Origin of the sequence: Fictibacillus sp. 7GRE50, assembly GCF_015903875.1 — a bacterium.
GTDB classification, from domain to species: domain Bacteria; phylum Bacillota; class Bacilli; order Bacillales; family Fictibacillaceae; genus Fictibacillus; species Fictibacillus phosphorivorans.
This window is the reverse complement of sequence record NZ_JACZDW010000002.1, coordinates 106,036-125,593: the sequence shown is the minus strand read 5'-3', so window position 1 is coordinate 125,593 and position 19,558 is coordinate 106,036. Positions and strand designations below refer to the sequence as shown.

22 protein-coding genes and 1 pseudogene are annotated in these 19,558 nt (G+C 38.0%); 13 read left to right on the top strand and 10 right to left on the bottom strand.

The window, feature by feature from the left end:
* Positions 1-81 precede the first annotated feature (81 nt).
* The 3 genes from IHV12_RS07720 (at position 82) to IHV12_RS07710 (ending at position 2,611) form a co-directional block, all read left to right on the top strand.
* Positions 82-684 carry a biotin transporter BioY gene (locus tag IHV12_RS07720; RefSeq protein WP_197190470.1) on the top strand — a complete coding sequence of 201 codons (603 nt, stop codon included), beginning with the start codon at positions 82-84 and terminating at the stop codon, positions 682-684.
* 15 nt (positions 685-699) lie between these two features.
* Complete coding sequence (gene bioB / locus IHV12_RS07715) at positions 700-1,686, top strand: biotin synthase BioB (RefSeq protein WP_197190469.1); 987 nt, start codon at positions 700-702, stop codon at positions 1,684-1,686.
* Positions 1,687-1,786: 100 nt separating this feature from the next.
* Positions 1,787-2,611 carry a mechanosensitive ion channel family protein gene (locus IHV12_RS07710; protein WP_197190874.1) on the top strand — a complete coding sequence of 275 codons (825 nt, stop codon included), beginning with the start codon at positions 1,787-1,789 and terminating at the stop codon, positions 2,609-2,611.
* 31 nt (positions 2,612-2,642) lie between these two features.
* Here the strand turns inward: IHV12_RS07710 and IHV12_RS07705 are convergent, their stop codons facing one another.
* Entirely contained in the window at positions 2,643-4,127 is a 1,485-nt protein-coding gene (locus IHV12_RS07705) for a potassium/proton antiporter (protein ID WP_197127333.1), read from the bottom strand.
* A 250-nt stretch (positions 4,128-4,377) separates the two neighbouring features.
* Here IHV12_RS07705 and IHV12_RS07700 point away from each other — a divergent pair, with 250 nt between their 5' ends.
* Positions 4,378-4,542, top strand: a complete 165-nt coding sequence (locus tag IHV12_RS07700; protein ID WP_312035158.1) for a Fur-regulated basic protein FbpA — start codon at positions 4,378-4,380, stop codon at positions 4,540-4,542.
* 132 nt (positions 4,543-4,674) lie between these two features.
* Here the strand turns inward: IHV12_RS07700 and IHV12_RS07695 are convergent, their stop codons facing one another.
* Complete coding sequence (locus IHV12_RS07695) at positions 4,675-6,081, bottom strand: alanine/glycine:cation symporter family protein (RefSeq protein ID WP_197190468.1); 1,407 nt, start codon at positions 6,079-6,081, stop codon at positions 4,675-4,677.
* A 297-nt stretch (positions 6,082-6,378) separates the two neighbouring features.
* Between IHV12_RS07695 and IHV12_RS07690 the strand changes: the two genes are divergently transcribed.
* On the top strand, positions 6,379-6,927 hold the full coding sequence (locus tag IHV12_RS07690; RefSeq protein ID WP_370568780.1) for a class I SAM-dependent methyltransferase: 549 nt from the start codon (positions 6,379-6,381) through the stop codon (positions 6,925-6,927).
* Positions 6,928-6,978: 51 nt separating this feature from the next.
* Here IHV12_RS07690 and IHV12_RS07685 read toward each other — a convergent pair whose 3' ends face one another.
* The gene (locus tag IHV12_RS07685) at positions 6,979-7,332 is read right to left on the bottom strand and encodes a DUF2512 family protein (protein ID WP_197190467.1); all 354 of its coding nucleotides are present in this window, start codon (positions 7,330-7,332) and stop codon (positions 6,979-6,981) included.
* 122 nt (positions 7,333-7,454) lie between these two features.
* Here IHV12_RS07685 and IHV12_RS07680 point away from each other — a divergent pair, with 122 nt between their 5' ends.
* The 6 genes from IHV12_RS07680 (at position 7,455) to IHV12_RS07655 (ending at position 10,760) form a co-directional block, all read left to right on the top strand.
* Positions 7,455-7,637, top strand: coding sequence for a hypothetical protein (locus IHV12_RS07680; protein WP_197190466.1), 183 nt, complete (start codon positions 7,455-7,457; stop codon positions 7,635-7,637).
* A 136-nt stretch (positions 7,638-7,773) separates the two neighbouring features.
* On the top strand, positions 7,774-8,007 hold the full coding sequence (locus tag IHV12_RS07675) for a hypothetical protein (RefSeq protein ID WP_197127338.1): 234 nt from the start codon (positions 7,774-7,776) through the stop codon (positions 8,005-8,007).
* A gap of 104 nt (positions 8,008-8,111) precedes the next feature.
* Positions 8,112-8,873, top strand: a complete 762-nt coding sequence (locus IHV12_RS07670) for a Nif3-like dinuclear metal center hexameric protein (RefSeq protein ID WP_197190465.1) — start codon at positions 8,112-8,114, stop codon at positions 8,871-8,873.
* Positions 8,874-9,020: 147 nt separating this feature from the next.
* Complete coding sequence (locus tag IHV12_RS07665) at positions 9,021-9,581, top strand: tyrosine-type recombinase/integrase (protein WP_197127340.1); 561 nt, start codon at positions 9,021-9,023, stop codon at positions 9,579-9,581.
* Between the two features lie 20 nt (positions 9,582-9,601).
* Positions 9,602-10,510 carry a YitT family protein gene (locus IHV12_RS07660; protein WP_370568779.1) on the top strand — a complete coding sequence of 303 codons (909 nt, stop codon included), beginning with the start codon at positions 9,602-9,604 and terminating at the stop codon, positions 10,508-10,510.
* A gap of 19 nt (positions 10,511-10,529) precedes the next feature.
* On the top strand, positions 10,530-10,760 hold the full coding sequence (locus IHV12_RS07655) for a DUF3953 domain-containing protein (RefSeq protein ID WP_197190464.1): 231 nt from the start codon (positions 10,530-10,532) through the stop codon (positions 10,758-10,760).
* A 50-nt stretch (positions 10,761-10,810) separates the two neighbouring features.
* On the opposite strand, the gene IHV12_RS07650 is transcribed toward IHV12_RS07655, so the two are convergent.
* Entirely contained in the window at positions 10,811-11,410 is a 600-nt protein-coding gene (locus IHV12_RS07650) for an HAD-IIIA family hydrolase (protein WP_197190463.1), read from the bottom strand.
* A gap of 12 nt (positions 11,411-11,422) precedes the next feature.
* Positions 11,423-11,848, bottom strand: a complete 426-nt coding sequence (locus IHV12_RS07645; RefSeq protein WP_197190462.1) for a PH domain-containing protein — start codon at positions 11,846-11,848, stop codon at positions 11,423-11,425.
* Between the two features lie 312 nt (positions 11,849-12,160).
* Between IHV12_RS07645 and IHV12_RS07640 the strand changes: the two genes are divergently transcribed.
* On the top strand, positions 12,161-13,840 hold the full coding sequence (locus tag IHV12_RS07640; protein WP_197190461.1) for a hypothetical protein: 1,680 nt from the start codon (positions 12,161-12,163) through the stop codon (positions 13,838-13,840).
* Positions 13,841-13,890: 50 nt separating this feature from the next.
* Here IHV12_RS07640 and IHV12_RS07635 read toward each other — a convergent pair whose 3' ends face one another.
* Together IHV12_RS07635 and IHV12_RS23050 are read right to left on the bottom strand one after the other, a co-directional pair.
* Positions 13,891-14,913: an NlpC/P60 family protein gene (locus IHV12_RS07635; protein WP_197190460.1), complete on the bottom strand. Its 1,023-nt coding sequence runs from the start codon at positions 14,911-14,913 to the stop codon at positions 13,891-13,893.
* Between the two features lie 881 nt (positions 14,914-15,794).
* A pseudogene (locus IHV12_RS23050) lies at positions 15,795-16,356 on the bottom strand (site-2 protease family protein); the annotation flags it as partial.
* A 197-nt stretch (positions 16,357-16,553) separates the two neighbouring features.
* Here IHV12_RS23050 and IHV12_RS07625 point away from each other — a divergent pair.
* The gene (locus IHV12_RS07625; protein WP_197127347.1) at positions 16,554-16,958 is read left to right on the top strand and encodes a hypothetical protein; all 405 of its coding nucleotides are present in this window, start codon (positions 16,554-16,556) and stop codon (positions 16,956-16,958) included.
* A 39-nt stretch (positions 16,959-16,997) separates the two neighbouring features.
* On the opposite strand, the gene IHV12_RS07620 is transcribed toward IHV12_RS07625, so the two are convergent.
* The 3 genes from IHV12_RS07620 to IHV12_RS07610 form a co-directional block, all read right to left on the bottom strand.
* Entirely contained in the window at positions 16,998-17,360 is a 363-nt protein-coding gene (locus IHV12_RS07620) for a hypothetical protein (protein WP_197190458.1), read from the bottom strand.
* 79 nt (positions 17,361-17,439) lie between these two features.
* On the bottom strand, positions 17,440-18,018 hold the full coding sequence (locus IHV12_RS07615; RefSeq protein ID WP_197190457.1) for a GNAT family N-acetyltransferase: 579 nt from the start codon (positions 18,016-18,018) through the stop codon (positions 17,440-17,442).
* Between the two features lie 15 nt (positions 18,019-18,033).
* Positions 18,034-19,530: an HD domain-containing phosphohydrolase gene (locus tag IHV12_RS07610; protein WP_197127350.1), complete on the bottom strand. Its 1,497-nt coding sequence runs from the start codon at positions 19,528-19,530 to the stop codon at positions 18,034-18,036.
* Positions 19,531-19,558: the final 28 nt, after the last annotated feature.

Sequence of the window (19,558 nt, the reverse complement as noted above, 5' to 3'; positions counted from 1 at the left end):
GATTTTAATTTAAGTTGACGTAATTGTGAACCTTCGCTATTCTAAATCGTATACAGAACTTATATTTGGAGGTTAATAAAGATGACAGCACAAAGAAATGGCTTGAAAACGATCGATATTACGTTAGTCGGCATGTTTGTCGCTCTTATGGCAATAGGTGCAAACATCACGACCATGTTTCCTTTCATGGTGGTTGGGGGAGTGCCGATCACGCTGCAGACCTTTTTTTGTATTCTGGCAGGAGCCTTGTTAGGAAGTAGATTAGGGTCCATCGCGATGAGTGTATACGTATTAGTCGGATTAGTCGGAGCACCTGTCTTCGCTCAATTTAAAGGTGGCTTTGCAACAGTGATCAGCCCGACTTTTGGATTTTTATTATCGTACATTTTAGTGGCATATCTTACGGGTCTGATCATTGAAAAGTATGGCGGAAAAACTTCTTATATTGTAGCAACACTTGTAGGAACAGCGATTAACTACATTGTAGGGACAAACCTAATGTTCTTGGCGTATAAAATTTGGGCAGATGCACCAGAAGGTTTCACATATTCTATGGCATGGGCGTGGATGATGGTTCCACTACCTAAAGATATCATTCTAGCCATTTGTGCAAGTATGTTAGCTCCGAGAATTAACTTTGCACGTAATAAGACGATTTCTCAACGAACAAAACATGCATCATAAAGGAGTGCAGTAAAGATGATATGGAATGCTCTTGCGAATAAAGTTTTGAGTGGGGAAGAGATTACGAACGAAGAAGCACTTGATATTTTGAATTGTCCAGATGAGGATTTGCTCTTGCTTCTGCATGGGGCTTATCAAATCAGAAAGCATTATTATGGTAATCTAGTGAAACTCAATATGATTATTAATACAAAGTCAGGCGCATGCCCAGAAAACTGTGGATATTGCTCGCAATCTATTGTTTCAACTGCACCTATTGAGACTTATCGAATGATGGATAAAGATGAGATGGTTAGAGGGGCTGAATCAGCCTATAACTTGAACGTTGGAACATATTGCATCGTTGCGAGTGGTCGCGGACCCTCTAATCGAGATGTAGATAAAGTGGTTGAAGCTGTCAAAGAAATCAAAGATACATATGGCTTAAAAGTATGTGCTTGTCTAGGAATCTTAAAACCTGAACAAGCAGAGCGTCTAAAAGAAGCGGGTGTCGATCGATACAATCATAACTTAAACACTTCAGCTCGGAATCATAAAAATATTACAACGTCTCATACATATGATGATCGAGTGAATACGGTAAACATCGTTAAGGAAAGCGGAATCTCTCCCTGCTCAGGAGTTATCGTTGGTATGCGAGAGACGAAACAAGATGTTATTGATATGGCAAGAAGTCTTAACGTACTAGACGCAGATTCTATTCCAGTGAATTTCTTGCATGCGATCGATGGAACACCGCTAGAAGGGACAGACGAGTTAGATCCACGCTACTGTTTAAAGGTACTTGCATTATTTCGTTATATCAACCCTACAAAGGAGATTCGCATTTCAGGGGGACGTGAGGTGAACTTGAGAAGTCTGCAGCCACTCGGTCTATACGCCGCGAACTCCATATTCGTAGGTGACTATCTGACGACGAGAGGGCAAGAGTCAACAGCAGACCATAAGATGTTAGAAGATATGGGCTTTCTGATTGATCGAACTCCAGTTATGGCGCGATAGTTTTTGTTAAAGATTGAAAAGCCACTCGAAGCTTTGTACAATAGGGAGTATTCTATTGTATATAGTGGGAGTGGTTTTTTTGGAAAAATGGCAAAATTGGATGGGGAAAATAAATTGGGCTGAGATTATGCTAGCAGCTGGTTTATGGGCGGCGAAATTCTTATTGATCATCGTCATGTTCTTGGTTATCCGTTCAATCGGTAGACGTGTGATCAACCGAATGTTTGATAAAGCAGCAACACATAGAAAGATGTCTTCAGGAAGAATCATTACGTTGCAAAAGCTTGTGGTCAACCTATTTTCATACGTATTAATCTTTGTTTTTGCTGGTATCTTATTCAAGCAGTTCGGACTTGAAATTGGTACTCTTATTGCGGGGGCTGGAGTAGTCGGATTAGCCATAGGTTTTGGAGCACAGGGACTTGTAAGTGATGTTGTTACCGGATTCTTCATCCTCCTTGAAAAACAGATGGAGGTTGGAGATTACGTAACGATTGGCGGTGTTGATGGAATTGTAGAAGAAGTGGGTTTACGAACGACCCACATACGTGCATTTGATGGTACATTAAATTATATGCCGAACCGTGAGATCAGTACGATCGCAAACCATACACGCGGTAATATGCGAGCACTCGTTGATATTGGGATCGCATACGAAGAAAATATAGATAAGGCTCTTGTTGTATTACAAGATGCTTGCGACAAAGTAAAAGAAAAGAACCCTAGCATTATCGAAGGACCGAACGTGTTAGGTGTTCAGATGTTAGGCTCCTCCGACGTTGTCATCCGTATTATTTCTAAGACGATAAACGGAGAACAGTGGGCGGTCGAGAGAGAGTTGCGCAAAGCTTTGAAAGAAGCTTTAGACGTAAACGGCATCGAGATTCCGTATCCTCATCAAGTAAATGTAGAAAAAGGAGCATAAGAAAAGCCGGGGTAACGTTCCCCGGCTTTTTTTAATTCTTTTCGATATTCTGTTTTGATAAATATTCGGTCACACTCTTCAGTTTATTCTTATGAGCCATAATATAAAGTATATCGTGAGCGTGAATCTCGGTTCTTCCTGTTGGTGTGATCAATTCGTCACCACGGATCATTGCACTAACGGCAGATTCTTTTGGTAATGAAATTTCTTCAAGTGTCTGTCCAATGATTTTTGCATGTTCTGGTACAAAGAACTCTACGATCTCTGCGTTCGCTTTACCCATTGAAACAAGTTCCAATACATGTGGAGAAGTAGGTTTTTCTTTTTCAGTTAATTTTAATTTCTGTGCTACCCAAGGAATAGTAGATCCTTGGATGAGAGCCGAAGTAAGAACAACGAAGAATACAAGATTAAAGAGTAATTGGCTGTTCTCTACACCTTCAATGAGTGGGAACGTCGCTAGAACAATAGGAACAGCGCCACGAAGTCCAGACCATGAGATAAATAATTTTTCATTTATTGAAAAAGCAGAAGTAGGCATACTTAGAAAAACACCTATTGGACGTGCGATAACAATAAGTACGAAAGAGATCATTAAGCCTTTTAGCATGATATCAACATGAAACAGCTCACTTGGAAAAACAAGAAGACCTAATATGGCAAACATTAAAATTTGCATCATCCATGCGAATCCCTCATTAAATCGTACAATTGAGTTTCTGTATGTAAGGTGGCTGTTACCCATAAACACAGCTGCAACATATACAGCGAGTAATCCGCTTGCACCTGCGAGCATCGTAATGGCATATGTCAGTATAGCAAATGAGAGAGCGAAAACTGGATAGAGTCCACTAGATTCAAGTCGTATACGGTTGATGGCATAAACCGCAAGTTTACCAAAGAGATACCCAAATACAGCTCCCATTCCCATCTGCCAAAAGAATGAAAGAATGAGTCCAAGGATTGAAGTGGAATCTTTTGTGAGCAGTTCTATAAAGGTAATCGTTAAAAATACTGCCATAGGATCATTGGAACCAGATTCTGCTTCAAGCGTTGAAGAAAGCTTTTCTTTCACATTTTTTCCGGCTAATACAGAGAAAACCGCTGCAGCATCTGTTGAACCAACGATTGATCCGAATAGAAAAGCTTCAAGCCAATTAACATCTAATAACAACTTAACAGATACAGCTACAACAGCAGTTGTAAGGAATACGCCAAAAGTTGCGAGTGAAAGTGATGTGGTCAAGATAGGTTTTACGCTTCCCCATTTTGTCTGTAGCCCACCTTCAAATAGAATAATAATCAGAGCAATTACTCCAACAAGCTGACTTAAGTGTGGATCATCAAAATAAATAAAATTAAGCCCGTCACTTCCAACAAGCATCCCTAATCCAATAAATAGAACAAGAGCGGGTACTCCAAAACGAGAAGAAAATTTTGTAGTCACCACACCTAGCAGCAGTAAGATTGCAAGTAATAAAATAAAATAATCTACGTTAAGACCACCTTCGAACATAACAACTCTCCTTTATTTTTTACAATTATGTAGCCCTCCAGTATTCAACAAATCGTTTTACAGTAACAACGACAATTATTGTCTTGTAACAATTGACATTTTAACCAAAAGCGGGTAATCTTGACGGAAGATAATGGTCGTAAAATTACATCACCTTCGTCATTTTTTTACATAAACTATTAATGGAAGTTTTTTCTCCATCATTTCAGGGTAAGTAAAATGTTGAAGAGATTTACAGGAGGGATTGAACGTGTCAGCGGACCATCAAAAAAGAGAAAATTTAATTGCTGATCTATTGTTACATAATATTTATAAGACAGCAGATGGACGTCATTTATACGAGCTTTCTTTGCAGGATCTTGAACAACAATTAAAGGATTTACTATCCCCGCCTGCAGAAGAAAAAGCCACTTAAAATAAGTTGAGTGATAAATGGTAACTAAAACTGGCTCCTATGCCAGTTTTTTATTTTTTTCAAGCTTCAGTTATTTTAAAACTAACATAAATAAAAGAAGACTTCACTCAGGAAGTCTTCTTTTATTTTTATTTATTTATCTGTAGAAACATCTTCTTCCCATGCCTCTGTGTTTTTTAGTCCGATGCTAGACGGACGGAAAATAGGATCTTTTCCTTCTTTCTTTTGCTTCATATAGTCACCAAGTGCATCAAAGGCAATTTTTCCAAGCAGTGAAATAGCAATTAAGTTGATGATCGCCATAAGTCCCATGAACATGTCAGCTAAACTCCAAACAAAATCAAGTGATGCTATTGCACCGTAACCAACCATAGCTACAACAGCTATTCGGTAGATGAACAACCAAGCTTTGTTCGTACTGATAAACTCGATGTTAGACTCACCGTAATAATAGTTTCCAACTACGGAACTGAATGCAAACAACATAACGATTATCGCTAGGAAAGGGCCACCCCAAGATCCAAGTAATGTGTTTAAAGCTTCTTGCGTTAAAATAATGCCATCCGCTTCCTTAGAATCATACATCCCGGACAATAGAATGATAAAGGCAGTAGAAGAACAGATCAATAGCGTATCAACAAAAACACCTAGGGATTGGATTAAGCCTTGCTTGACAGGGTGGCTGACATCAGCTGTAGCTGCTGCGTTCGGTGCACTACCCATACCCGCTTCGTTTGAGAACAGACCACGTTTGATACCGTTCATCATCGCTGCACCTAGTGCTCCGCCAGCTACTTCCTCTACACCGAAAGCACCTTCGAAGATCATGCTAAAAACAGCAGGAAGTTCTGTAATATTTGTGATCATCAAAAACAGAGCTACGAGTATATAAAGACCTGCCATGATTGGAACGATGATCTCAGATACTTTCGCAATACGTTTGATGCCACCAAAAATGATAATTGCTGTTACAACGGCTAAGAAAATACTTACATAAACAGGTTTTATATCAAATGATTGTCCAAACGCACTTGCTATCGTATTCGATTGAACAGAATTAAAGGCAAGTCCGAACGTGATAGAAATTAAAATGGCAAAAATAACACCCATCCAGCGAGCATTCAATGCTTTTTCCATGTAATAAGCGGGTCCACCGCGGAATGCAACGCCATCTCTAACTTTGTAGATCTGAGCTAACGTACTTTCTACGAATGCAGACGCAGATCCAATTAATGCGATCAGCCACATCCAAAACACTGCACCGGGTCCACCTGCCGTAATGGCGAGAGCCACCCCAGCTAAGTTACCAGTACCTACGCGTGAAGCTGTACTGATACAAAAAGCCTGGAATGAAGAAACGCCTTTTTTATCAGCTCTTGCACCTTCACCTAAAAGGCGGATCATCTCTCCTAACATACGGAACTGAACAAATTTTGTTCTCACCGTAAAATAAAGTCCTAACCCAATTAGCATGACAATTAGGATATAAGACCATAAATATGTGTTAACACTTCCTATTAAATTGTTAATCCAATCCATACATACACCTCATTTATTCTTTTGTCTATCTCAGCTGTACACCATTTTTTAATGTAACAAAACCTAACATAATTATCAATTATAATTTTTTCCACTCTCTTTTGGCATGTAAGGTTAGCTGATAAACATTGATGAGCTCCGTTTATTTCTTCCAAATAAATATTCCCTGAAGTATGTCGGAACAAACGGTATAAATGGAAAAAGATTTCAAAAGTCCAGTATTTTCACCAACCTAAATTTCGTGAATATACTAGATAAAATTGATTGTATTAATCGGAATTAAAGTAGGTGTTAAGGGTGGAAGGCGGAACCCCTTTATTTATACAAAAGTTTTTTCAATCACCAAAACAAGTAGGGAGTCTGTTTCCAAGCTCTCTTAGCTTAGCTAAGAAAATGACGGCTCCTCTATGCTGGGATCATATAGATATCGCTGCTGAATTAGGAGCCGGCACTGGTGTAATAACCAAAGAAATAATACGCAATCTAAAGCCAGGCTCAGAGCTTTATATATTCGAAAAAGATGAAGAGATGAGAAAAAAACTCAAACTTGAATTTTTTAAAAATACCGTATGTGAAGATGCTCGTTATATCTTAAGTAGTACTGGAAAAGATGAGGAAACACTCGATGCGATTTTCTCAGGGCTGCCTTTTGCAAATTTCACACGCGAATTACAAAACGAGATTGTCGAGGAAGTATATAGGTCGCTACGGCCAGGGGGGATATTAGTAGCATTTCAATATTCTACTCAGATGAAAAGAACATTTCAGAGCATCTTTCGTACCGTTGAAATATCATTTGTAGCGAAAAATTTCCCTCCAGCTTTCGTATATATTTGTGAAAAATAAATGAAAGACAAAAAAATGATCAGCACGGTTAAGTGCAGATCATTTTTTTGTTTAGCGATAAGAATGGTCCAAATGATCAGAGATTAAATGCTTATGAACCATCGCCTCCATACATGTTATCAGGATAGCAATAAGAAACGAGCCCAACAAAGTGATACTTACACCAGGTAAAGCAAGTCCCAATAGGTAGACAAGTACAAAACTTGAAGCAAAATCGACCGTAAGCTGCTTGCTGTATGAAATGCGAGGAACCATAATATATTCTAGCAATACACCGAGAGGAGCTAATATGACCGTGATCCAAATATAAGGTTGGACAAATTCAAAATCTACACTTTTAAATATAAAGTTAGCTAATATAAGTGCGAGTGGAATACCTAAAATTTTTATCATCAAACTTTGCATGCTCATTTACTCCTTGTCCTAATTAAATTGATAGGGATTCTTATGTTTTTCGAACGCTCTTTTCTAAAAGATTGTTGCTTTGAACTCCTTGTCACCTTTGACAATTGATTGGAGTGGAAGGTGTGAGACTCCTACGGGACAGGCGGACAGCTGAGACACTTAAGAGTGAAACGTACGAATGTGGCTCAGCGTCTGCCCCGTGGAAAGCGAGCAGCCTGGAACGGAAATCAACACTTCCTAAAGCAACAAAGCTTACGAAAACAGCCTTTTCGAATGATGCTAAATCCATCGTAAAAGACCTATAGTTGCAATCTTTAACAGAATGAACGTTACAGCCATGTTTTATACCTTGTTAAAAAACTTCTTCCTTGAAGTGTCATAAAACATGAAGGGAGTGGGTATTACTTCTGTAAGAAAGTAATTTACAAGGAGGCTAGAAAGGTGGAGTATTCACTATATAAAAAGGACGGAAAGTTTCCATGTGATGTTACAGTTGATTATGACAATATGGTCTTTACAGTACGGGATAGTGATACGACAGGTGAAGTCTTCAACAGTGCTAGTGAAGTTGCTCAGTGGATTAAACAGCATTGGTCTGTTGAACAGTTTCAAAGACCAGATGACTATTACGATTTAATGAAGCACCTTGAAAGTTCATTAGAGGACGAAACATAATAAGTACAATCGGTATGGCCAAGTTTAAATACTTGGTCTTTTCTTATAGAATCATATGGAAAAACATGTAATAATGGTTGAAACAAAGAATTGGAGATGCCGTTATGAATACTGGAGATTTCGAGATATTGATGACACAGCTTTTTGGAAAGTGGATCAAGGAATTTGAAGATGAGGGTGAATACGGCTTTACGCATAAGGTTGAGAAAGAGATTAAAGTAATCGCTTATGCGACAAATTTAACCCCAGAGACTGTGGAGAAAGCGCATATTAGCAGAGCAGATCTATTGATCACTCATCACGATGCTTGGGATTTTGTTTACGGAATGAAAGAAGTGTGTGTGGATGCGTTAAAGAAACATCATATATCGCATTACTTCACTCATTATCCACTAGATTTTGTGGAATTTGGGACGAGTACAGCTTTATTCGAACGGATAGATATTGATGAGATTACGAGTTTATCCTCATTTAAGGATAATCAAGAGTTGCCAGGCATCGGCATATTTCATGAGCCACTTACTTTTTTGGAACTAAAAGAACGACTTGAACATGTAATGGAAGAACCAGTAAAAGCATGGAAAAATCACGATCGTCGGATCAACAAAGTAGGTATCCTTACTGGTGCAGGAAATAATACAGCACTCATTGAGTATGCGAAGAAACAGAACTGCGATGCATTTATTACGGGAGAACGAACGTTATATTCTGTTCAGTATGCAAATTTTGCAGGCATTTCCTTATATGTTGGAAATCACACATATACTGAAATCTTCGGTGTAGAGAACTTAGTTTTTCGAATTCAGAAACATTATCCAAATGTAAAAGTGGTTAGGATAAACGAAGAACATATAGAATCATGTTAAATGTTAAAAACCTTCTATTCTAAGGAGGTTTTTTTCTTTATGAAAAGCAGAGATTAATAAAGGAATAACTTTGAGCATATATTTTTAATGTTACATAACCGTTTGATATAATAGTATTAAGTAACATCATATAAGGTGGATATTCAGATGGAATATGTTGAAGCTTTAAGAGATATTAAAGAGATCAATGCGATTAAACGTTATTTAAAGAAAAACTCGGTGCGTGATTATGTTTTATTTGTTTTAGGAATCAACACGGGTTTAAAAATTACTGAATTACTTTGCATACAAGTAAAAGATTTAATATCAGAAGATTTAGTCGTTCATGATTTTTATTCTATCCCTAATAAAGAGGGGAATAAAGAGGTATTCTTAAACGAAACGGTTAAGAAGATCATTATTCAGTATGTTGAATGTGCAGATCTAAAGCGAGAGGATTTTTTATTTTTATCTAAAAAAACAAAGTTGCCCATTACTCGACAGCAAGCTTATCGAGTCATTCATCAAGCTGCAGAACATGCAGGGATCAAAGGTAAAATTGGCACGAACTCGCTGCGTAAAACATTCGGCTACCATGCCTATAAAAGAGGAGTAGCGATATCTCTATTGCAAAGGCATTTCAACCATTCAAGTCCTTCTGAAACACTTAAATATCTTGGGATCTCTAGGGAAGATCCCATTAAAACGCAGATTGACGTAAGATTATAAGGGAAAGTGTGGAGGTACTTATGACAGAAGAAGCGATAACAAATGCACAGGCCATGGACCAGATAAAGAAACAACACAAGAAGTTAACGAAAGGAAAACTTGCTACAAGAGCGATCCTCATAACGTTCGGAGCCATACTGATGGCAGTTGGGCTAGAAATATTCTTAGTACCAAACAATGTTATTGATGGTGGCATAGCCGGTATCTCGATCATGCTATCTCACATCACAGGATTAAAATTAGGACTCTTTCTATTCATATTAAACTTACCGTTTATTTTTGTTGGTTATAAGCAGATCGGAAAAACATTTGCGATCTCAACATTATATGGAATCATCGTTCTTTCAATCGCAACTACATTATTGCATCCTGTTCCACCATTTACAGACGATTTATTATTAGCGACTGTTTTTGGAGGTATATTTATCGGTGTCGGGATTGGAATGGTAATCCGAAGTGGTGGATCATTAGATGGTACAGAAATCTTAGCTATACTCTCAAATAACAAACTGCCTTTTTCTGTTGGTGAAATTATCATGTTCTTTAATATTTTTATTCTTGGAGCAGCAGGTTTTGTTTTCACTTGGGATAGAGCTATGTATTCACTAATCGCTTACTTTATTGCATTCAAGACGATTGACTTAACGATTACAGGTCTCGAAGAATCGAAGTCCGCATGGATCATTAGTGATAATCATAAAGAGATCGGGGACGCCATCCTTCACCGCTTAGGACGTGGAGTTACCTATCTAAAAGGTGAAGGCGCGTATACAGGTGACGAAAAAGGTGTTGTATTCTGTGTGATCACTCGTCTAGAAGAGGCGAAGCTCAAAGATATTGTCGATGAATTTGATACGAGTGCCTTTCTAGCGATTGCTGATATTGCCGAAGTAAAAGGCGGAAGGTTTAAGAAAAAAGGAATTCACTAAAATAGAGGGAGAGTGTAACTTGTTCGGTATATTGAAAATTGCTTTCTCTGCAGTCGTTCTATTGCTTGCTGTATATGGGTTATCTACAGGGAATCATGATTTAACACCATATACTTCTCTTGGAGTTGCATTATTATTACTTGTTATAGGATTTGAAGAGTGGCAAAAAAAGAAAAAATGGATAAGTTATCTCTGCTTTTTTGCATTTGCTGTAAACCTTTATGTTTCTGTACAATCCTTTATCGTTTAATGTTTTAATGTTAAAACGCCTCGTTTTTTTCGAGGCGTTTTTTCTTTTGGTTATTTTCGTTTCAAAAAAGGATGTGAGAGTATTTCTTTTAGAAAGGAGCGCTTCTTCTTTTTTCTTGATCGATGATTGTTTGCAAACAACCATTTCACTCCTTCTTTTAACGTTGCAGCGACATGATCAGGTTGAATACTAGATGTAGTATGATTTTGATTCCACGAATCTTTTCCAGAGCCGGTTTGTACTAATATTGCTATGCAGCCAGCAGATTTGGCAGCAAGCATATCTGTCCACCGGTCACCAATTACGACACACTTTGATAGGTCAAGATTATGATCACTTGCCGCCTCCTTCAGCATGCCGATGGCAGGCTTTCTGCAATCACAGCTCTCTGTATGGTGATGCGGACAAAGATAAACATTATCAAATCCAAACGCACTTAATTCACTGATAAAGTCTTCTACGCATGCATCACCACGACTGATTCCAGGCTGATTAGTGAAAGAAAAAACGGAAATATTATGAAATTTGAGTGTCTGAATCACTTCTTCAGTAAAATGAAAAAGTTTAAAATCCCCTGGATATTCTATCTGGTCTGAACCGCCAATCGTTCCGTCACGATCTAAAAAAACAGCTTGAAAAGCTCCATTCATCTATATTAGCTCCTAATCAAATTTGATTGTTGCATTCGGACATCGTTTACTAAGTTCTTGTAAAAACTCATCCCTATTCTTAGGGGAGATAAGAGCCATTCCAAACTGATACGTAATATTGATACGTTTTAAGGATAGAGCTGGGCTGGAAATTGGATTCAACGTTTTATGGGCAGATGAAATTTCACGATATGGAATTCTTTTGTTGATCGGACCACATCTAATGAACAGTTCCTTTTCTTCTAAAACGTAGTAGGTTGTAAACCAAAGCCAACTGATAAACGCGATCAAGGTGAGGTTAATGATGATTGTAATCAGTATTCCTAACAGATTTGCTTTTTCTGAAAGTAAGGCGTATGTACTGATATAAGCGCCATAAACAATGGCGCCAAAGAGAATCAATCCAAGCCACCAATCTTTTTTTGAGGGGTATTTCATTTTGTGACAACTCCTTTTAAACGAATAATGGATATAGGAACTTGTATGCTTTTAGGTAGATAATAATTAATTTTAAAAAAGGAAGTAGGTTAGGGAACAAAGTAACGATTAGTACAGAATAGCCTATCAATCTAAGGAGCGAGGAAAATACATCCTTTTTATTCCATTATAATGGAAGTAGAGTTGAATCTGGAGACTTATTGTTTTTAGGAAGTTAAATTTCTCGTATTTTATTTGTTATGGAACTTTTTACATATTCAGTCGTATTGATTAATAGGGTAAAGAAGTAAATGTTAAAAAAGGGGATAGTTTATGAACATCTTGTTATTTTCCATCATTGTGGGTCTAGCCGCAGCATTAGTGATCTTTCCGATCTCTAGCGGCAAAAAGCCTGTAAAAAAAGAAAAGAAGAACAACCTTACTGGTACTATGATTAGTGTTACTATTTGTACCATTCCTGCAATATTTGTTTTCTATTATATAACGAATCTGGATCGCAATTTTTCGTCAATCTGGATACTTGCGATTATTGTTACAGCCATCGGTGCGTTTTTTGCGACAGGTAAAGAAAGGTTGATCAAGCTGGCTTTGTTCCTTATTAGCTTGATCATTGGTATCTTTTTTCTGTCTGCTGGATTATTTAACGCTAGTGAAAAATATCAGTCATCCAAAATGGCAGAAAAGACAGAAATCGAGTCATTTGATGAGAAAGAAACTCCGGCAAGTGTGCCGCCCAAGTTTGCAAGAAATAAAATGAGAAAGTCTTTCGGGCAAGTGCCAAACACAAGCTTTTATGAATTAGGAAATCTACAAATTCAAAAAGTGGACGAAAAATACGTCTATATTGCACCTGTTGAATTCTCTGGACTTTTTAAGTGGTGGAATGGCGATGTGACCCCAGGGTATTTTACATTGAGTGCTACCGATTCTTCGGCCAACCCGAAGTTTATTAAATCAGAAATGACTTATACACCATCTTCTTATTTTAATAAAAACGTTGAACGACATATGCGCTCAAGTTATCCAGAATACATTTTCTATGGCGATCCACAACTAGAGATCGATGATGATGGAAAGCCGTTTTATATTCGCTCCTATGGAGAATTCATATCTGCGCGTAACGGATTTAAAGTAAAAGGTATTGTCGTAACAGATCCTGAAAATGGAAATACAAAAAATTATCACATCAAGGACATTCCATCCTTTATTGATGGCGCCGTATCTCCAGAAACAGTTAGCCTGCAAAACAGTTACTTTGGTAATTATGTGCATGGATTCTGGAACAGTAAATTCGGTAAAAAGGATGTGAAGCTTCCATCTGATGAAGGAACGGAAGCTAATGTAAGCCCAATCTTTGATGAGAATGGTGATATGTTTTACTTTACCGACTTTACAAGCCCGAAAGAGGGAGTCGACTCTATGCTCGGTTATTCATTAACAGATGCAAGAACGGGGAAGGCGACCTATTTTACTGGTAATCTTGAAGAGTCTTATATGGATTCTGAAGGAGCTTTAGAGATCATAGAAAAGAAGTTTATCGAGAAAAAATGGGACGGTGAGATGCCCGTATTGTATAACTTCTATGGAGAAGCAAGCTGGCTGACCCCTGTTCTAGATTCGAATGGATTCCTACAGAACTATTTTATCGTCTCTGCCGCAAACCCAGAAATCTCTGTATATGCAAATACACCAAATGCTGCAATAAAGCAATACAAAACCGCTTTACAGCGAGGTGGAGGTACAGTTGATGGAACATCGGATGCAGAGGAAAAACAGATAACAGGTGCCGTGCTTCGCGTTTATAAAGAAAAAGTAGGGGATTATACGATTGTATCCTTCTTGCTGGATAACCGTAAGAGCTACATCGTATCTTCAGAAAACAGTCCTCTAGCTATCTATTTAAAAGAACAAGATAAAGTTAACGTTACTTATCAAAATACGGGTGAAGCATTTTTACCTGTAACAGAAATGACAATAGAAGGTTTAGAATAATTGATGATAATAAAAAGGCAGAGCACATTTCATTGTGCTCTGCTCTTTTGTTAAGGTTGTGGAATATATCTTCGTGCTCCTGAGAATTCTACAGCATAAGCAGGTGTTGAGATCGGATCGAGTCTTACTGTAGATGCAGTGTTCGGAGAGTGGATCATCATACCGTTCCCGGCATACATCGCTACATGATGAACGCGTCCTTTTCCTTCATCATAAGCAAAGAACATGAGATCCCCAGGCTGCAGTTGATCTTTATCAACGATCAGCCCTTCCTTAGATTGTGGGCCTGAGTCTCGTGGAATTGTTATGCCGTTTGCTTTATGGACGGTGTGTGTAAACCCAGAACAATCAAATCCAAACCCTGAAGCTCCAGCCCATAAATAAGGAAGACCTAGAAATTTCTTAGCTTCTTCTACGAGTTCTTCGCCTGTTGGAACCGGAATATCACTTTCACTTCTATATACTTTTGCATCTTTCGCATTAAGCCAACGAACTTTTCCTTGAGGTGTTAAAACGGCAATCGTTTTTCCTAGTTTCTTAATAACTGGCAACTTCGTGTTGTAGCTTAATTCAAGATCTTTTTTATGTCCAAATGGTCCTTTAGTAAGCCAAGCAGTTGGACTTGTAATCAATGCAAATTGTTTTCCTTCAGCTTTTTTAAAGTGCTCAGAGTAAGTTAATTGTGCTAACGGCATCCACCCTGGATATCCAAGCTCATTTCTAGGGGTAGGCTGGCCATAGACCGCAACTTTTACCCAATCTCCTTGTTGTTCCAAAATATGTACTTTTTGACCATATAATGCTTGTGTTTCAAGTTCGCCTACTAACCAAAGCTTTTCTTCATACGTCATACTGGTTGTCCAACTTCTTAAGTCAACGGGGTGAGAAACCGATGGATCATCAACAGGTCTTGCTGCATCTGGTCCTACCCAAAGGGTTGCTGCAGCAACATTCACATACATATCTTTCCCAACAATCTCTTTGTTTGTTGCTCCTTTTTCAGCTGAAGCTGTGTTTGAAAATATACCAAGTAACACAGCAAGTGAAAATAATATTTTTACTATTTTTTTCATAGCACCTTCGCTCCTTTTTCTATTTTTCTACATCATTCGTGTTTTTGGTTTGTCATTCCTTTTATACTTGCAAAAGATAAGTCGAATAGCCTTATGTATGTTTTGGATCATCTGTAGCTTATGTACTAGAAATGATAGATTGCAGGTAAAAAGAGGGATGAAAAAAACACCTCCTTTAAGAGGTGTTTGATAGGTCTAGCTTATTAAAAAACGGTTTGCATCCATAAGCTGATTTCCGTAAACAACAAAAGCAGACAAGACTCCTGCTAACAATAGATACAATATCAACACGATCACTTTTGTTTTGGTGTTTGAAACGTAATAGTTTTTAGTTTGTTCAAATTGTTTCTCGATGTTTGCTTTTTCAGTTAACAAGCTTTGTTCATACGCTTCAAACAAGCTGCTGTGGCTAAAGTTTGAAAGCTCTGGTATAGTTGCCAACTCTTCAGGATCAGCTTCTTTATACATGTTATGAATATATTCTTTCTGACGTTGATTGCTCTCATATTCTTCTAAGAGTGTTTGTAGGAACCGTTCACGGTTGTTTAAAATTTCTATTTCCACTAATGTACGATGCTTACGAATCTTCTTCTTATCCTGCAGAACAGGGAACGAATACCCGGTTGGCATGTTTCGCTTTAGTCTATCTTTTGCAACGCGCACATCTTCTAAATACGTACCGATGATATAACCAAAGTTCGGCATGTCCTTGTAATCATTCATCTCCTGATTAATCACAGTGAGTTTATCTTGTTCTGATTGAAACAAAGTAAGCGTTTCTTTCAGTTTATTTTGTTCAAAGTCTTCACGAACTCGTTTCCACCATGTTAGGATACCGAAAATGAAGATTAAGAAAATGATTGGGTCAGGTGATATGAACAAGTAAGGCAGAACAAGTAATAAACCAATAAACCAGATCTTAGTAGACAGAACTCCAACTATTCTACCGCCATCGAGTGGTGAGACGGGGAACAAGTTAAATAGGTTGATCATTGCCCCTAAAAAGATGACCAAGCCCCAGAATGGTTCTGCAGTCGTTTCATACAGAAACACAGCTGGCAAGAAAGATAATAACCCGAACAACGGTCCTGCATATGCGATATAGGCTTCGTCTTTAGCATTTTTAGGCATCTCTTTCATACCGATCGCGGCACCCATAAACGGGATAAATATCGCGGGCGATGTTTTTATTCCTTTTTGTTTAGCAGCGACTAAATGGCCCATCTCATGCACAAAAATTAAATATACGATTGCTACTGCGAATTTCCAGCCATAAAATGCCGCGTATGCTCCAAGTGATATAAACATGGAGATGAGTGTTGCGAATTTCCCTAATTTTAGTAGGCCGAACACCCACTTTAATTTACTTAACAGAAACAAACCTATTCCCGCTATGATGGTCCATATACGGGATTGGTTTTGTTTTTCAGCTTTTTGAGCCATGTATGAATCCCCCAACTATAGTTTCTTATTTCTATCTTAAAGGAAATACGTTAAAAGGGGAAAGAAGTTTCTCTTTTAAGAAAATTCCTTTATAGACGGTTTTTTGATTGAAAAATAGGGGTATACGACATTTAAGTACCCCTCTATTGATAGGAAAGTGTTGCGAATGCTGTTATAGATAAGAAGGAGTGATGAGTTTGGCTCTACATGACCATCCATATATTAGTGATGCATTTGTTATGAACAAAGCAGAAGTGATAAAAGCAGTAGAAGGATATTTATTACGCGAAGGCTATGAAACTGAAACGTGCAATGAGATTGACGGTGTAGATTTGATTGCAACAAATGAATATCATACACTTCTGATCGCAGCGGAAGGGAATATGTCTGAAATAACTGGCTATCAAAACCAGAATGAATTTTGTCTGAAATTTGTAAATCTGCTAAAAAGTCATGAAAAAAACCCTGCTAAGACATTAGTACTTGCTCATCCCGACACTCCAAGTTATCGTGAAAAAGCAAATACGATCAGACATGCATTGGATGATTTAGGAATGGTAAGATTTTGGATTAAAGAAGATGGAACGATAGAGTGGGAATAGAGTTGCTCAACAAGAAAAGCACCGGAAAAATTTCCGGTGCTATTTTACTTTTTCGATTGTATCATGGCTAGCTTCGTATAATTCAGGCAAAACTTCCATCTCTTCAATTTCTCGCTTCGTTTTTTCAGTTCCTAATAAGTAGAGGTTCCTAAACAATTCGTACACAAGCTTACTGTCTTTTCCTCGATGGTATTCAGCATGTGATTCAGAAAAGTGTCTTTTCGGTGAGAAAATATCCAATCCTTCTTGTTTATTGTTAGCGTGCATTTTTGCAAACAGATGCTCTAGCTGTTGCTTTTCATCATAAGAAGCTTGAATCTCAAAATAATGCACATGATCATCAGTTGGAAGGGGCTCCATATCGCCTTTAGCTGTTACATAAAACGTTCCTTTTTGTTCCATTCTCGAATACCTCCTTTTTCCTTTTCATACCTCTAGTAAGCTATTTTGAAACCTATTACGTAGAAAAGAAAAAAAGAAGCTAAATACTCTTAGCTTCTTGTCCATATAGATCAGCGTTCTTTTTTAGTAAGGAATAAATGTACATATCATAATAATGATCTCCAACTCTTTGGTGTTCGTGAAGTAATGCTTCTTCTTGAAAACCAAGTTTAGTTACAAGTGAGCGTGAAGAATTGTTTTCCGGTCTGATCACAGCAGCAATTCTGTTAAATTCGATCCCATTGAAACCATAATGAAGAATCGCTCGTAATGCTTCATTCATAAATCCATTATGCCAATATGCACGATTTAGTTCATACCCGAGTTCTGTTCTTCTGTCTGATTTGCTCCAATTATGAAATCCGCATGTTCCGATGAGTTTATCTTGTTCTTTTAGAATGATTCCCCAACGGATGGAGCTTCCTGTTGTAAATCCTTTTTCGAACGCTTGAATAAGCTCATAAGCTTCTTCCTCTGTTTTTAAAGGTTCCATTCCATAGAATTGAAGTGCGTCACCATCAGAGAAGGTTTCGTATATTTCCTTTACATCTGATTGAATAACGGGTCTTAGTCTTAGCCTATCGGTTTCAATGACTGGAAAATGATCGTATGTATTCAATAATTACCTCCTGTATTAAGAAATAGATTTTAACGACATCTCTTCAATAAATAGTTGGGTTAAGTATGGATCCCATTGTGTACCTTTTCCATCCTCTAAGATAGCCAATGCTTTTTCATGGGTCATCCCTTTCCGGTATGGTCTATCAGATGTCATTGCATCATAAGCATCGGCTACAGCAATGATTCTTCCGAAAATAGGGATGTTTTCTCCAGCTAGCTGTTCAGGATAGCCGTTACCATCATAGCGTTCATGATGATAACGAACACCAGGAAGCAGTGGTTGCATCGCGTCATAAGGCTGAACTTGCGCTAGGATGTCAGCACCTATTACTGGATGCTTCTTTATTTGTTCAAATTCTTCTGAAGTTAATTTTGATTCTTTTAATAACACGACATCGGGTATACCGATTTTTCCTATATCATGCAAAAGAGCTGCTTTTCGAAGTTGTACCAATTGTTGAAACGGCAGTCCTGCCATCTGACCGATCTTCATTGCATAATCGGCAACTCGTAAGCTATGCCCCGCTGTGTAAGGATCTCGTGCATCCAAAGTGGCAGCCATCGTCGCGAAAAAACTTTCGAGCAGCTGTTTGTTTTCATGTTCACGAGATTGTATAGCTTGAGCCATATGATTAAAGCCTTTTATAAGTTTAGAGAACTCATCTGAATACAGATCGTTGACTTTCGCATTAGAATTTCCGGTGCGGACCTCATGCATGCCTGTTTGAAGTTCGTTCATAGGCTGTTGAATATCTTTAAACAATAAGTATGCTCCATAGATAGCAAAAGAAATACCGATCAATAAGATGAAGAAAGCCCAACTCCAATACGATCCGTTTACAGGTGCGGATAAATGATATAAGCGTACTTGATTCGCGAGTGCGAACAACAGCAATGGAAATGTTCCAATAAATAAGGTGCTCCATTGAATTTTTCGTTGAATAGATATGTGTTTAGAGGTTGCTAAAGACAATATCTTCCCATGGTCCTTAAGCGTTCTTTCCTGAATATTTCGAAGCACAGGCTGAACCGCTTTCGTCGTCAAAAAGAATTCAATGATCGCATGCATACCTGCCACTAAGATAGCTCCGAGTGATGCGAGATACATGTAATAATAGGGTAGTGACAAATAACCTGAAGAGATCGCTATAGCTGTTAGACATAGTGCAGGTATAGATAACCCAAATAAATGTGGACCAAGAATTCGTTTAACCGTTCTAATCGGGAAATGATGCGCGTGAAAATATGCTTTTTCTGCGAGCTGTATGGCAGGTTGTTGTTTCGAGAAATAATTTTTAAAAACGGCTGTATGCATACGGAAAAAAACAAATTCAAGAGAAAACATAATCATACTAGAAATAAGGAGAATACCACACAAAACTAAAAATTCGAATGTTGATAAACGGAGTGTGGTAAAAACAAATACCCCTCCGACTCCTAATACGGCAGCGGTTGAACCAATCACGTAATTTTTTAATAAACGTTTTTCAAAATTCTCATATATCTTCATGTTCCCCCGCCTTTCTTACTATGACTTT